Annotated in this window: 12 protein-coding genes; 11 read left to right on the top strand and 1 reads right to left on the bottom strand. The window is 55.0% G+C overall.

Going from position 1 to position 13,550, the window contains the following annotated elements:
• Nucleotides 1–49: 49 nt before the first annotated feature.
• The 11 genes from rbsK to G4C92_RS08690 all read left to right on the top strand — a co-directional run bounded on the left by rbsK (nt 50) and on the right by G4C92_RS08690 (nt 10,606).
• Nucleotides 50–973, top strand: a complete 924-nt coding sequence (rbsK, locus tag G4C92_RS08640; RefSeq protein ID WP_274941985.1) for a ribokinase — start codon at nt 50–52, stop codon at nt 971–973.
• On the top strand, nt 970–1,374 hold the full coding sequence (gene rbsD / locus G4C92_RS08645) for a D-ribose pyranase (protein ID WP_274939465.1): 405 nt from the start codon (nt 970–972) through the stop codon (nt 1,372–1,374). Before rbsK ends, rbsD begins: the two co-directional genes overlap by 4 nt.
• Nucleotides 1,375–1,461: 87 nt before the next feature.
• The gene (locus tag G4C92_RS08650; RefSeq protein WP_274939466.1) at nt 1,462–2,994 is read left to right on the top strand and encodes a xylulokinase; all 1,533 of its coding nucleotides are present in this window, start codon (nt 1,462–1,464) and stop codon (nt 2,992–2,994) included.
• A 13-nt stretch (nt 2,995–3,007) separates the two neighbouring features.
• On the top strand, nt 3,008–3,673 hold the full coding sequence (deoC, locus tag G4C92_RS08655; RefSeq protein WP_274939467.1) for a deoxyribose-phosphate aldolase: 666 nt from the start codon (nt 3,008–3,010) through the stop codon (nt 3,671–3,673).
• A 31-nt stretch (nt 3,674–3,704) separates the two neighbouring features.
• The gene (locus tag G4C92_RS08660; protein ID WP_274939468.1) at nt 3,705–3,881 is read left to right on the top strand and encodes a phosphoheptose isomerase family protein; all 177 of its coding nucleotides are present in this window, start codon (nt 3,705–3,707) and stop codon (nt 3,879–3,881) included.
• A 76-nt stretch (nt 3,882–3,957) separates the two neighbouring features.
• Nucleotides 3,958–4,833, top strand: coding sequence for a D-psicose 3-epimerase (locus tag G4C92_RS08665; protein WP_330654676.1), 876 nt, complete (start codon nt 3,958–3,960; stop codon nt 4,831–4,833).
• A gap of 243 nt (nt 4,834–5,076) precedes the next feature.
• Nucleotides 5,077–6,606 (top strand): amino acid adenylation domain-containing protein, encoded by a 1,530-nt coding sequence (locus G4C92_RS08670; protein ID WP_274939469.1) that lies wholly within the window; start codon nt 5,077–5,079, stop codon nt 6,604–6,606.
• Entirely contained in the window at nt 6,603–7,799 is a 1,197-nt protein-coding gene (locus G4C92_RS08675) for a diaminopimelate decarboxylase family protein (RefSeq protein WP_274939470.1), read from the top strand. The genes G4C92_RS08670 and G4C92_RS08675 overlap by 4 nt, the downstream gene beginning before the upstream one ends.
• Before the next feature lie 3 nt (nt 7,800–7,802).
• Nucleotides 7,803–8,042: an acyl carrier protein gene (locus G4C92_RS08680; protein ID WP_274939471.1), complete on the top strand. Its 240-nt coding sequence runs from the start codon at nt 7,803–7,805 to the stop codon at nt 8,040–8,042.
• 4 nt (nt 8,043–8,046) lie between these two features.
• On the top strand, nt 8,047–9,606 hold the full coding sequence (locus G4C92_RS08685) for an MBOAT family O-acyltransferase (RefSeq protein ID WP_274939472.1): 1,560 nt from the start codon (nt 8,047–8,049) through the stop codon (nt 9,604–9,606).
• The gene (locus G4C92_RS08690; protein ID WP_274939473.1) at nt 9,593–10,606 is read left to right on the top strand and encodes an apurinic/apyrimidinic endonuclease family protein; all 1,014 of its coding nucleotides are present in this window, start codon (nt 9,593–9,595) and stop codon (nt 10,604–10,606) included. The genes G4C92_RS08685 and G4C92_RS08690 overlap by 14 nt, the downstream gene beginning before the upstream one ends.
• Before the next feature lie 29 nt (nt 10,607–10,635).
• Here the strand turns inward: G4C92_RS08690 and G4C92_RS08695 are convergent, their stop codons facing one another.
• Complete coding sequence (locus G4C92_RS08695) at nt 10,636–13,518, bottom strand: EAL domain-containing protein (RefSeq protein WP_274939474.1); 2,883 nt, start codon at nt 13,516–13,518, stop codon at nt 10,636–10,638.
• Nucleotides 13,519–13,550 lie beyond the last annotated feature (32 nt).

Consider the following 13,550-nt stretch of genomic DNA (forward strand, 5'->3'; position numbering starts at 1 on the left):
GATCGATGAAGCATGAGAGGAGGGAATTTCTTTGAAAAAAAAGATATTGATGTTTGGAAGCTTTGTCGTAGACCTGACCGGCAGAGGCCCTCATCTCCCTGTCCCCGGAGAGACAGTTAAAAGCGGTTATTTTAAGATGGGGCCGGGTGGAAAGGGATACAATCAGGGGATCGCGGCTTTCCAATCAGGCGGTGAAGTAACAATCGTAACAAAGCTTGGAAATGATCTGTTTGCCAATATCGCATTGGATTTCATGAAGAATCTCGGCATGGATACGTCCAGAATACTGAGAACAGATGAATATTCAACAGGAACCGCATTAATAGAAGTAGACGAGAAAACCGGTCAGAACGCAATCATGGTTATTCCATCAGCCTGTGATCATATTACGGATGATGAAGTGGACAGTCTGAAGGATTTGATTAGTTCGTCCGATATTGTGCTGACCCAGCTGGAAACAAATTACAGTGCACTGTCACGTCTTATTGATCTTGCTTATTCAGCGGGCAAGCAGATTGTTCTAAATACAGCACCGGTACAACCGGTCAGTGACAAGCTTCTTGCGAAATGCAGTATCGTTACGCCGAACGAAGTAGAGGCCGCTGCTTTGAGCGGTATACCCGTGACAGATGAAAAAAGCGCATCAGCAGCAGCCGGTTATTTTCTGAAGAAAGGTGTGAAGGCTGTTATTATTACGATGGGAGAGAAAGGAGCTTTTGTAACGGACGGAAAAACAGAAAAGATGATTCCGGCTTATCCGGTGCAAGCTCTTGATACGACTGGCGCCGGGGATGCTTATAATGGCGGTCTTGTTACGGCGCTTTCAGAAGGAAAAGACATTTTTGAAGCAGCACGGTTCGCGAGCGCGGTAGGAGCTTTGGCTGTACAGAAGATCGGTACCGCACCGGCAATGCCGCGAAGGGATGAAATCGACGCGTTTATTGCGTCGAGAGGAAAGGAGAACGAGGAATGAAGACAAGCGGAATACTTCACCCTCAGCTGGTGCGGATTCTGGCCGAGATCCGTCATAAGGATACAATCGTTATAGGAGATGCCGGACTGCCGGTTCCGGATGGAGTAGAGCGTGTGGATCTTGACTTTATACCAGGACAGCTACCTTATCTTGATGTTTTGAAGGCCGTTTTGCAGGAACAGAATAATAACTTTGAAGCGGCAGTGTTCGCAGATGAAGCTAAAACGGTATCTCCGGATTTCCATCGAAAAGCGCTGGCTCTGCTTCCAGATGGAATTGATATCAGCTATGTTCCTCATGTTCAACTCAAGGAAATGTCAGGAGATGCAAAAGCGATTATTCTGACAGGAGAATTCACCCCCTATACTAATGTTATTCTGAGATCCGGATGCGCGTATTGATTACAGAGGAATAAAAAAACAGCAGATAATCGATCTTGGATAACTGAACTGAAAAGCCAATCATACGAAGGAGGTGACATTTGAACTATGAGTGATCAGTATCTGATTGCGTATGATATTGGAACGTCAGGAACCAAGGCATCATTATACAGTGCGGATGGACGTATGCTCCATCGGTGTACGGTTGGATACGAAATCAGCTACAGGTCAGGAGGAAGAGTAGAGCAGTATCCTGACGATTGGTGGAATGCAGTTGTGACTGCGACCAGGAAACTGACTGAAAACGCTGATGGGCGAGCAGTAGCAGCTGTTTCCTTTTCCGGACAGATGATGGGCTGCCTTCTGATAGATCGGGATGGGAAGCCACTTGGCAATTCCATTATATGGGCAGATACCAGAGCGCAGGATGAAGCAGAAATTCTTTCTAAGCGCGTTGGCGAAGAAAGAGGCTATCAAATCCTTGGACATCGGATCAGTTGCAGTTACAGCATTGAAAAACTGATGTGGCTCAAAAAAAATGAGCCGGAGCGCTATGAACAAGGCTTCAAAATGATTCAAGCCAAGGATTACATCATTTTGAAGATGACAGGCAGAGTGGTTAGTGATTATTCGGATGGATCCGGTACGAACGGGATGGACCTTCTCAATAATTGCTGGTCACGGGAAGTTCTAGATGCCGCAGGACTTGATATGGATAAGATGCCGGAGCTGGTGCAGTCTGCCGAGGTTGTCGGGCATCTGACCAAAGAGTCTGCATCGCTGCTTCATCTATCAGAGGATGTTAAAGTAGTGGCTGGAGGCGGAGATGGACCATGTGCGACACTCGGCTCTGGATGCGTCAGAAATGGTCAGTATTATCTGACATTTGGCACTTCTGCATGGGTTTCTGGAACGTCTGCCAAACCAAGGGCGGATGAAAAACATATATTGTTTACTTTTTCACATGTTATTCCCGGGATGTATTCACCGACTGGGACGATGCAGGCGGCGGGCAGCTCCTATGCATACATGAAAAAAACTTTTTGCCAGGAGGAAATCCAACGCGCAGAGCAGGAAAAGCGAAATGTCTATGATATACTCGACGAAATGATTGAGAAGGTTCCTGCTGGATCAGATCATCTCCTTTATCTGCCCTATTTGAATGGAGAAAGAGCTCCTCGCTGGAATCCGAACGCTTCGGGTGCTTTTCTTGGGATGACAATGGAACATACCAAAGCACATTATCTCCGAGCAGCGCTTGAAGGCGTAGCGATGAATCTGGACTTGATACTGAAAGCCCATAGAGAGCATGAAGAGATAAATCGGCTGATCCTGACCGGCGGAGGCGCAAAAGGCGATATTGTAGCCAGAATACTTGCGGACGTCACTGGATGTGAGATGGTACGGCCAGATCATGTGGAAGATGCAACATCTATGGCGGCGGCTGTCCTGGCAGGCTTCGGTGCGGGAATTTACCGGAATTTTGACGCGATTAATTTGTATCTTAAATTCGGACAGCCGATCAGGCCGGACGAACAGAACCATAAGATTTATCAGAAACTGGAAAAAGTATTCGACGATGTCTATTACGCTCTGGAGCCATATTTTAAGGAGATACAGGGTAATAAGGCGACAAGATAAGGAGTATAGTAAGATGGAGATTACGAGGAAAAATGTAGCGGGCATCATTGACCACACATTGCTGAAGCCGGAAGCCAGCGAGACGCAGATTGCGAAGCTGTGCAGCGAGGCGATGGAGTACCATTTCGCTTCGGTATGTGTCAATCCGGGATATGTGAAGCAGTGCGCGGAGACGCTGAAGGACAGCTCTGTCAATGTCTGCACGGTGATCGGATTCCCTCTCGGCGCGACGACGACGGAATCGAAAGCGTTCGAGGCGAAAAACGCAGTTGAGAACGGCGCGGATGAAGTGGACATGGTCGTCAATGTCGGAAAGATCAAGTCCGGAGACTGGGATTTCGTGAAGAAAGACATCGAAGCGGTTGTGCAGGCGGCGGGCGGTCATCTCGTCAAGGTGATCATCGAAACCTGTCTGCTGACGGATGATGAAAAGGTGAAGGTCTGCCTTACCGCGAAGGAGGCCGGAGCGGATTTTGTGAAGACGTCGACCGGTTTTTCGACCGGCGGCGCGAAGCCGGAAGATGTCGCGCTGATGCGCAGGACGGTCGGACCGGATATGGGTGTAAAAGCTTCCGGTGGGATTCATACTGCCGAGGAAGCGATTGCCTGCATCAAAGCGGGCGCGAACCGGCTTGGCTGCAGCGCGGGCGTGCAGATCATAAGCGGAATACCGGAGTGAACTTCCGTCCCTAACCGATGTAGCCGAGAGAATGACCGAACTTCTGTCGAATGTATCAGAAACGCAGGTCGAAGATTTTTGTCATACGCTGCGGCTCGCAGGCCGAATTTTTACTGGAGGGGCCGGTCGCAGCGGTCTGGTCTCGAAATCCTTTGCAATGCGGCTGATTTATGAAGCGGGATTTACAGATCGGCTTAGTCAGGACTGATCGCGAGAGCGATGAGTCGGATTCTGAATGAGGAAGATTGACAGTCTGCGCGAGAAATAAAACGGAGGCGGGTACGATGAAGCTGAAGTATGGAATATATTATGCTTATTGGGAGAAGGAATGGGACGCGGATTACCGGTATTATGTCAAGAAGGTTGCGCGTCTTGGCTTCGATGCGCTTGAGATCGGATGCAGCGCCTTGCCTGATTATACCGATGCTGCTGTCCGAGAACTTCGCCAATGTGCGAAAGATGAAGGAATCGAGCTGACAGGGGGGTATGGACCCAGACCGATCCATAATGTTGGATCCAGCGATGAGAAAATTCGGGAAGGCGCGTTTGAGTGGTATAAACGCTGTTTTGATAAAATGGCACAACTGGACATGCATGTACTCGGTGGTGCACTGTATTATTACTGGCCTGTGGATTTTCATACAGTGGGTCCTAAGGAAGAAGAGTGGAAACGGGCAGTAGAAGGAATGCAAAGACTGGCGCCTCTGGCTGAGGCCTGCGGTATTACGCTCGGCATGGAAGTGATCAACAGGTACGAAAGTTATCTGATCAATACATGCGATGAGTGTGTCCAGTTTGTCAGAGAAGTCGGTGCTCCGAACGTGAAAGTGATGCTGGATACATATCATATGAATATCGAGGAGGATGATCTCGGTGGGGCGATTCGTCACGCCGGTCATCTGCTGGGACATTTCCATGTTGGAGAATGCAATAGAAAAGTGCCTGGAATGGGACGAATTCCCTGGAGAGAGATAGGAACTGCTCTTAGAGACATCAATTATAATGGGTATGTTGTCATGGAACCGTTTGTTCGTATGGGAGGAACGGTCGGCAGGAATATCGGTGTATGGAGAGACATCAGTCAGGGCGCTGGTGAGGAAAATCTGGACCGCGACGCACGTGAATCGTGCAGGTTCCTGCATTATGTATTTGAAGACTGAAACCATCATCCGCTTCAGCGGGCAGGCATTCTGTGAGGACGGATCGCAGGATGCCTGTCTTTTTCATGGTTTCTTTTACGGCCAAAGGGCATTTATAAGAAAAAGTAAGGATTTCTTCACCATTCTTTAGATTTTCCTTAGGGAAAATTGTATATACTGAAACGGTGCTTATAAAAAGGGCTTATGAACAGAGCGCATGAATCGGAAACGATCCATAGTTCGAAACGGACGAAGAGGTGTCTGATGAAAAATGTTCTTGAAATGCTGGAGCAGACGGCGGAGCGGTATCCGGAGCGAACCGCGGTCTCGGATCAGCAGACGTCGCTCACGTGGGCGGAGCTGCGGCGCCGGGCCGGAGGCATCGGCGCCGTGCTGGCGGACGAGCTGGAGGGAAACCAGCCGGTTGTCGTGTTCGCGGCGAAGCGGGTGGCCACACTGGCGATCCAGCTTGGTATCGTCTACGCGGGCGGATTCTATGTCCCGGTCAGCCGCGACCAGCCGGCCGAGCGGATCGGGCGGATCCTGCGGAGACTGGGCCGGCCGCTGGTGATCGCGGCTGACAGTCTGAGATCGCTGGTGGAGGAGACCGGCTTTGGCGGAACGGTTCTTTCAGCGGAGGCGCTTTATGCGCAAGAGGCGGGCAGTCCGGACGAACGCCTTCGGGCAGTCCGGAGCCGCGCCTCGGAGAAGGATCTTCTCTACGGGATTTTCACCTCCGGGTCCTCCGGCGAACCGAAGTGCGTCTCGGTCAGCCATCGGGCTGTGCTCGATTTCATCGCGCATTTCACCCGGCTCTTCGGGATCAGCGCGGCGGACCGGATCGGCAATCAGGCTCCGTTTGACTTCGATGTTTCAGTGAAGGACATCTATTCCGCGATGGCGACCGGTGCGGAGCTGGTGCTGATCGACCGGAAGCTGTTCTCTCTGCCCGCGAAGCTGATCGACTACCTGAATGAGCGGAAAGTCACGGTTCTCACCTGGGCTGTGTCCGCACTCACGACGGTTTCCACGCTGAAGGGCCTGGACTATGATGTGCCGAAGTCCGTGCGCATCATTCTGTTCAGCGGGGAAGCGATGCCGCTCAAGCAGCTGAAAGTATGGCGAGGGGCGATGCCGGGGACGGAATTCGTCAATCTTTACGGCCCTTCCGAGATCACCTGTAACTGCACCTTCTACCGGATCCCGGCGGACGCGCCGGAGGATCTCGATTGCCTTCCGATCGGAAAGCCCTTCCCGGGGCGGACGGTCCGGCTGCTGGACGAAGCGGGGTGTGAGGTGACGGAGCCGGGGAAGCCGGGTGAGATCTGCGTCTCCGGCGAGTCGCTGGCGGAGGGCTACTATCATGATCCGGAGCGGACCGCGAAGAGCTTTGTTCTCTTTGAGAACGCGGAGGGCCGGCAGGAGCGGATGTACCGGACTGGCGACCTCGCGCATTTTGATCCGTCGGGCAATCTTGTTTTCGAGGGACGGAAGGACTTCCAGATCAAGCTGATGGGCCACCGCATCGAACTCGAGGAGATCGAGAAGGCGATGACCGACACGGACGGAGTGGCCGAGGCCTGCTGCATTTTTCTTCCGGAAACGAGAAAGATCGTCGCCTTCTTCACCGGTACGGAGGACAGCCGTCAGGTCCGGATGGATCTCGTGACGCGGCTGCCCCGATATATGATTCCGGGAAAATTCATCCGGCTGGACCGTTTTCCTCTGAACAAGAACGGCAAGAAGGACCGGAATGAGCTCCGGCGTCTCGCGATAGGGGGAAGAAAGGCATGACTGACTCGGAGCTGAGGGAGGCGGCCGCCCGGACGGGCACGCCGGCTTATATTTTCGATCTGGACGAGGCCCGGACCCGGGCCGGAGCCGTGCGGGCGATGCTGGGCGGCGGGATCGGCCTCTGCTTCGCGATGAAGAGCAATCCGTTCCTCACGGGTGCGCTGGCTTCCTGCGTGGACCGGATCGAGTGCTGCTCGGTCGGTGAGTTCCGGATCGCTGCGGCGCAGTCGGTTCCGCCGGAAAAGATTCTCTTCTCCGGCGTGCTGAAGACGGAGGAGGACATCGCGGAGGTCATGGACCGCTGCGGAGCCCGGTGCCTTTATACAGCGGAGTCGCCGGCCCAGTTCTGCATGCTGGAGGAGGCGGCCGCCCGGCGCGGGATACGGGTGCGGGTGCTGCTCCGGCTGACGGGCGGAAATCAGTTCGGGATGGCCTTCGGAGATCTCATGCCGCTGTATGAGGCGGCGGAGACATCGGACGCCGTTTCGATCGCCGGCATCCATTTCTTCACCGGCACGCAGAAGCATTTCGCCCCGATCCGGAAGGAGCTGAAGACGCTCGGGGAACGGATGGACGAGATCCGTTCCCGCGGATGGCCGGTTCCGGAGCTGGAATACGGACCGGGCTTTCCCGTCCGCTACTTTGAGCAGGAGCGGGAGCCGCTGCGGGAGGATGATGTCCGGGAGACTGTCCGGCTCGCCGGGGCGCTCGGCGCCGGCCGGGTGACGTTTGAGATGGGCCGTTTTCTCGCGGCTTCCTGTGGCGTGTATCTCACGAAGATTCTGGACCTGAAGCGGGGAGAAGAGCCGGACGCGCCGGCCATCTGCATCACGGACGGCGGGATCCACCAGATTCAGTACGACGGCCAGTTCCGCGGCATGTTCACTCCGGAGATCCGGGTGCTGCGGGAGAGGCCGGATGCGGCGGAAGCGAAAACCGGCCTCTATACGCTCTGCGGCTCACTCTGCACGGCCAACGACGTGCTCTGCGGAAAGTACGCCGCGTCCGGTCTGCGGCCGGGCGATCTGCTTGCGTTCGGTCGGACAGGAGCGTACAGTGCCTTCGAGGGGATGGCGCTTTTTCTGAGCCATGATCTGCCGGCCGTCGCGCTGCGAAGCGCGGAGGAAGGGCTGCGGGTCGTCCGGGACAGGCAGCCGACATGGATTCTGAATACGTACACACAGAAAGGATAAAAAATGAGCGATACGTTAAAGAAGGAAATCACGGATATGCTGATGGAGATCGATGATTCCATCGATTATGAAGAGGAGACGCATCTGGTGGACGATCATCTTCTGGATTCCTTCGGCATCATCACGCTGATCGCGGATCTGGAGGACCGGTACGGGGTTTCCGTCAACGCCGCCGAGCTTGTCCCGGAAAACCTGAATTCCGTGGACGCGATCTGTGAGATGGTGCGGAAACTGAAGGCATAATGGTATGACGTATTTTGACGCGCTGTATCTGTTTCTGATGCTGCCGGTTCTGCTGGCGGTCTATCAGCTTCTTCCGAAGCGCTTCCGCTGGATCAGTCTGCTGGCGGCCAGTCTGCTCTTTTACTGGTCCCTGAGCGGCAGACTGATCGTCTGGGTGCTGTTGGCCTCTGTGTGGACGTGGCTGTTCGGGCTTTTGATCGCCTGCTCGGCCGCTGAGCGGAAGGCAGGCGGTGCGAAGAAGACGCTTCCGCTTTCCCCCGACGCGCTCCGTAATATCGCGGTCGCGGGACTTCTCGGTACGCTCGCGGTCCTCAAGTATACGGGCTTCATCGAGATGAACATCGGACGGCTGATCCGGCTGGCGAATCCCGCCTATCAGATCACCTGGAAGAATTTTGCGCTTCCGATCGGAATCTCTTTCTATACGCTGGATGCGGTCGGCTATCTGGTGGATATCAGCTGGGAGAAAATGCAGCCGGAGCGCAGCCCGTTCCGGATGCTTCTCTACCTCAGCTTCTTTCCGAAGGTGATGGAGGGGCCGATCCTCAGCGGCGGCGCACTCCGGGAGGCTCTGTTCGCCGGAGAATCCGTCAGGAGCGGGAATCTGGCGCACGGCTCGATCCGGATCTGCTGGGGCCTTTTCAAGGAGCTGGTGATCGCGAACCGGCTTGCGATTCCGGTCAACATGATCTTCGATCACTACACCGATTATCACGGGGCCGTGACGGCGGTGTCCGGGATCCTTTACGCCCTCCAGCTGTACATGGACTTCTCCGGCACGATGGATGTGGTTATCGGGTCGGCGGAGCTGTTCGGCATCCGGATGCCGGAGAACTTCAGCCAGCCCTTCTTCGCGAAGAATGCGTCGGAGTTCTGGCGCCGGTGGCATATTTCTCTGGGCGTCTGGTTCCGCACATACATTTTCTATCCGGTTTCGCTCTCGAAGCCGGTTATGAAGTGGAATCTGTATTCCAGAAAAAAGTACGGCCGGTACGTCATGATGCTCGGCACATCGGCGATGTGTCTCTTCCCGGTCTGGCTCGCCAATGGACTCTGGCATGGCCCTCAGTGGAACTATATCTTCTACGGAATGTATTACTTTGTCATTCTGATGCTGGAGACCGCGCTGGGACCGGTCCGGAAGAAAGCGGAGAAGCGTCTGCGCCGCACGAAGCGTATGCATCTGTGGAATGCATTCCTCATCCTGAAGACATGGATCGTCATCTTCACGGGCGAGATGTTCTTTCGCGCGAACGGCGTCAGAGCGGGCTTCTCGATGTTCGCCAGCATGTTCCGGGGCTTTTCTCTCAGGACGCTGACGGACGGGACGATGCTCCGTATGGGACTCAGCGAGACAGGCTTCACGGTCGCGTTCCTCGGGATTCTTGTGGTTCTCATCTACGACATCTGTCAGGAGAAGCATCTGATTCCGGACGGCCGTCTTGGACGCTGGGAGACGCCGGTCCGGTGGACGCTTTACTACGCGCTGATTTTTGCGGTCTTTATTTTCGGTGCTTACGGCGCCGGCTATCAGAAAGTGGATATGATTTATGCGGGATTCTGATCATCGGAGCAGGCGGCTTGCGTCTTTCTGGCGGCCGCTGCTCTTTTTCCTGATTCTTTGCATCCTGATGGAGGGGATGTCCTTCATCGTGGTGCGCAGCGCGTATCTCACCGGCGGCGATTCAGGCGGCCGGAACGCAGTTTATTTCCAGATTGAGAACGAGAAGCCGCAGACGATTCAGATCGTCAATGTCGGCGACAGTCTGAGCTACACCGCCTTTTCCCCGATGCAGGTCTGGCGGGATTACGGCCTGACTTCCATTGACTGCGGGCAGCCGGGTCAGCGGACGGAGGCCGCCTGCTCGGTGCTTCAGGCCGTTTTCAAGAGCCAGAAGCCGGCCGTCGTGCTGATGGAGGCGCACTGTCTGTTTGTCTCCGATCAGGGCGCGAAGGAGCTGGAGAATCAGTTCGGCGAACTGCTGGGGCGCGTTTTCCCGATCGTCCGCTATCACAGCTTCTGGAACAAGGATACATGGGGCGAGGGACGCCGCGGCGCTTATCAGGGGTTCCGGATCCGGGCGAGCATCAACCCGTATACCAAAGGGGATTATATGAGCCGCAGGATGAAACGAACGGCGATTCCGGACGCGAACCGGGAGTCGCTCGCGGAGCTCCGGGAACTCTGCGACGAGAACGGCGCGCAGCTCGTGCTGTACAGCTCACCGTCGCCGCGGAACTACAACCGGAAGCGGGTGAAGACCCTTCTGCGGACGGCGAAGGAGCTGGGGGTCCCCTGTGTGGATCTGAACGAGAGACAAAAGGCCGTCGGCATTGACTGGCATACGGACAGTCTGGACGGCGGCGATCATCTGAATATTTCCGGCGCCCAGAAGACCACGGCCTATCTGATGCAGTATCTGAAGCGTGATCTCGGAATCCGTTTCGGGGAGCGCGCCGGAAAAATATCGGTTTCCTGCTGGAACGATCTGGCGTCGGAGTATCAGAAGATTGCGAAGAAAGAACTGAAGCGGATCCGGGAAGTGAAGACGGCGAAGGCGTAAGCCTTCGCCGTCTTCATTTCATAAAAGGGTTAAACCGGATCCGGCTGCCCGGATGCGGCGTCTTGCCCGCTCTCGTCCGGCGTGTCAAAGGAAACCGGGTTCGCGATGCCGTAGCTCGAGGTCGCGAAGACGTATGTGATTCGTTCTCCGTTTTCTGTGAGACGGGCGAGCTGTCCGTGAAGTTCTCTGCCATCGAGTCGGTACGGGAAATCAAGGACACCCGGTCTTAAGGCCGCCTGCTTCATGAAGGACAGGAACAAGCCGTGAACCGCTGTGCCGTCAGCCAGTTCCTGATAGAGATTCGGCTGTCTGAGATACGGCTCGAAAAGGGTAAGCATTTCCTGGGTGGCACGCATGAAAAAGATATGATCCTGATTTCTTTCCAGGACGGCTTTGGCAAACACCAGTTTCGGCTGGCCGGGTGCGTAAAATCCGGGTTCGATCGGAATGGACAGATTGATGTTGGCTGCCGGACGGTAGAAGACGACATCGTCCCTGTCCGTGATTTCTCTTACAAAGCGGCTCTTCATCAATTCATCAAGCGGAAGCGGCCGGCTGAAAAGGAATCCCTGAATGAAATTGACGCCCCACTGTTTCGCGTACCAGAACTGCTCCGGATCCTCCACGCCCTCCGCGATCATCAGACATCCGGTACGGTGACACATTTCCACGATGGAGCGGATGATGATGTGGGATTTGTCGTTGTCCCAGAAATGTGTGAGGAAGGACTGGTCCAGCTTGACGCCGCTGACACTGTAGTCCTGCAATGCGTGCAGAGAGGACTCGCCTGTACCGAAGTCATCCAGCCAGAAGCGGTATCCGTTTCGCAGCAGATGTGCGACGCCATTCCGGATGCGGATGCCGCTGTCGATGGCGGATTCCGTGATCTCGAACTGGATCAGATCCTTCGCGAAGCCGTACGGGGCGAGAATACGGTCAATTTCTGCCGGCATATCCGTCATCCCGAAGTCCGTCCGTGAGAGATTGACAGTGATGAACAGATCGTTCGAGATGAGCGCTCGGTTGCGGCTCAGATCTTCACAAACCCGTTTCAGCATATGCAGATCCAGTTTGTATGATTCCTTCTGCTTTTCGAGGGCAGGGATGAAGTCAGCAGGAGAAATGGCACCCTTTTCCGGGTCATTCCACCGCGCCAGCGCCTCGAAACCGCAGGTTTTCCGGCTCAGCGACCCGATGAACGGCTGGTAGAAGGGAACGATCAGGCCTTTTTCCAGCGCTTCATCCAGATGATTCCGGACGAAGGTATCCCATTTCTGGCCTTCCGCCATCCGTGCGTCGTACAGACAGATGCTGCCGAACGCCGTTGCTTCAGTACAGCTGCATGCATACTTCGCATTGTAGAATGCCGTCATAAAGCCGGTCTTGTGATCTCCGGCAGGACAGCGGAAGATGCCGGTCCGGAACTGAATGATGTAGGAAGGGATCAGTTTTGCGGCATCGTGCTGAACGGCAGTGAGGCGGGACTCGATCTCTGCCTCCGGGAGCGTGGAGAGAAGGACGAAGTGATCGCTGTCCGGGTTCGCGAGATCTTCACGCGGAAAGCGCTTCAGAAGCTCTTCCGACATCCGCTCAAGGAGCCAGCTGCCTTTCCGATATCCGAACCGCTCGTTCAGTTCCGTAAAGTGACAGAGATCCAGAAAGGCGACGGCCCGCTCCTCTTCCGCGTGAGCCTGAAACCGGGGCTCCAGCGAACTGAATGAGGGCAGCGTTTCCAGTGCGGCGGTGGAGCGGCCGGCGGTTTTCCGGCTCATCTTCATCCGGCCGCCCGCGAGACGCTGGCCGTCCGGATGATTCTTGACCTGATAGAGCCAGGTGTCGGCAATCTGGATGCAGCTCCGCAGATCCGCCTCGTTCAGAGGGAAGCCGCAGCAGTATCCGATGCTCATTCCGACGCGGATTTCCGGATCGCTTTCTTTTGAGAGCCGCTGCATTTCTTCCAGCTTGCGGCGGAACCCGTCTGTGTCATGAGTGATGGAAATGATCATCATCTCGTCGCCGCCGTACCGGTAGCAGCGGTCCTCCGGCTGGCTGAAGACGGTCATCATATTCCGGCCGATAAAGCTGAGAACCCGGTCTCCGTATACATGGCCGTAGGTGTCGTTGATGTGCTTGAAGGAATCGATGTCGAGGAGGGCGAGACAGATCTCCTTTGACAGAAATTCCGGAAAGTCATTCCGCAGAGCCGTCCGGTTCAGAAGACCGGTCAGGCCGTCCCGGCGCACCTCTCCGGTGAGCGTCTTCTCGTGCTGCATCAGGTGAATCCGCACGGATTCATAGCGGACATAAGAGTTCCACCGGAGCTGGCAGACGGCGATGCAGAACAGATGGAAGGCGGTCAGATCGGTCCAGTCCTGCCAGGCGGTCGGTCGGCTGATCAGAGAGAAGACAACCGTCAGAGCCCCGATGTTGACGGAGGCGTTCAGTATCGTCTCCTTGAAATCATACAGCGGAAGCAGATAGATGATCATGGAGATCAGGATATATTCGAAAAAAAAGCTGCTCCCTTTTTCCGTGCTGAAGAACGTGAAGCTGGCGAGGATCATGCCGGTCACGCGGTATGACCGCAGCAGCAAAGCGTATTTTCGGATGGTTTTCGAACCTTTGTTATACCGCGCCGTCGCCGCCGCGATGAGGAACGCGAAAACCAGGTTGCAGATAAGCAGCAATGCGTAGACAAAGGTCGCGTTGATCTGGGGCAGAACCTGCCCTCTCTCATGCGGCGCGTAGACCTGAATCAGTCCGATCGTGGACAGAAAGATGAAAAGCAGTGCCGCGCTGAAGCAGAAATACAGATTGCGGTGCGTCCATTCGTCGATGAAGGAAGGTTCCTGATTTAATTCCTTATCGTTCTCATGAAAAATGAAACCTGTTCCCTCAAACAGTTTTTTCATATGATCATATCTCCTGCTGCAAAACGTAGGAG

It is taken from the genome of Chordicoccus furentiruminis, from assembly GCF_019355395.1.
Classification (GTDB): Bacteria; Bacillota; Clostridia; order Lachnospirales; family Lachnospiraceae; genus Chordicoccus; species Chordicoccus furentiruminis.

What these genes read in the sequence shown, in the direction of transcription:
- rbsK (WP_274941985.1), top strand. Translation starts at nt 50, where the DNA reads ATGTTTGGAAGCTTTGTCGTAGACCTGACCGGCAGAGGCCCTCATCTC.
- rbsD (WP_274939465.1), top strand. Translation starts at nt 970, where the DNA reads ATGAAGACAAGCGGAATACTTCACCCTCAGCTGGTGCGGATTCTGGCC.
- G4C92_RS08650 (WP_274939466.1), top strand. Translation starts at nt 1,462, where the DNA reads ATGAGTGATCAGTATCTGATTGCGTATGATATTGGAACGTCAGGAACC.
- deoC (WP_274939467.1), top strand. Translation starts at nt 3,008, where the DNA reads ATGGAGATTACGAGGAAAAATGTAGCGGGCATCATTGACCACACATTG.
- G4C92_RS08660 (WP_274939468.1), top strand. Translation starts at nt 3,705, where the DNA reads ATGACCGAACTTCTGTCGAATGTATCAGAAACGCAGGTCGAAGATTTT.
- G4C92_RS08665 (WP_330654676.1), top strand. Translation starts at nt 3,958, where the DNA reads ATGAAGCTGAAGTATGGAATATATTATGCTTATTGGGAGAAGGAATGG.
- G4C92_RS08670 (WP_274939469.1), top strand. Translation starts at nt 5,077, where the DNA reads ATGAAAAATGTTCTTGAAATGCTGGAGCAGACGGCGGAGCGGTATCCG.
- G4C92_RS08675 (WP_274939470.1), top strand. Translation starts at nt 6,603, where the DNA reads ATGACTGACTCGGAGCTGAGGGAGGCGGCCGCCCGGACGGGCACGCCG.
- G4C92_RS08680 (WP_274939471.1), top strand. Translation starts at nt 7,803, where the DNA reads ATGAGCGATACGTTAAAGAAGGAAATCACGGATATGCTGATGGAGATC.
- G4C92_RS08685 (WP_274939472.1), top strand. Translation starts at nt 8,047, where the DNA reads ATGACGTATTTTGACGCGCTGTATCTGTTTCTGATGCTGCCGGTTCTG.
- G4C92_RS08690 (WP_274939473.1), top strand. Translation starts at nt 9,593, where the DNA reads ATGCGGGATTCTGATCATCGGAGCAGGCGGCTTGCGTCTTTCTGGCGG.
- G4C92_RS08695 (WP_274939474.1), bottom strand. Translation starts at nt 13,518, where the DNA reads ATGAAAAAACTGTTTGAGGGAACAGGTTTCATTTTTCATGAGAACGAT.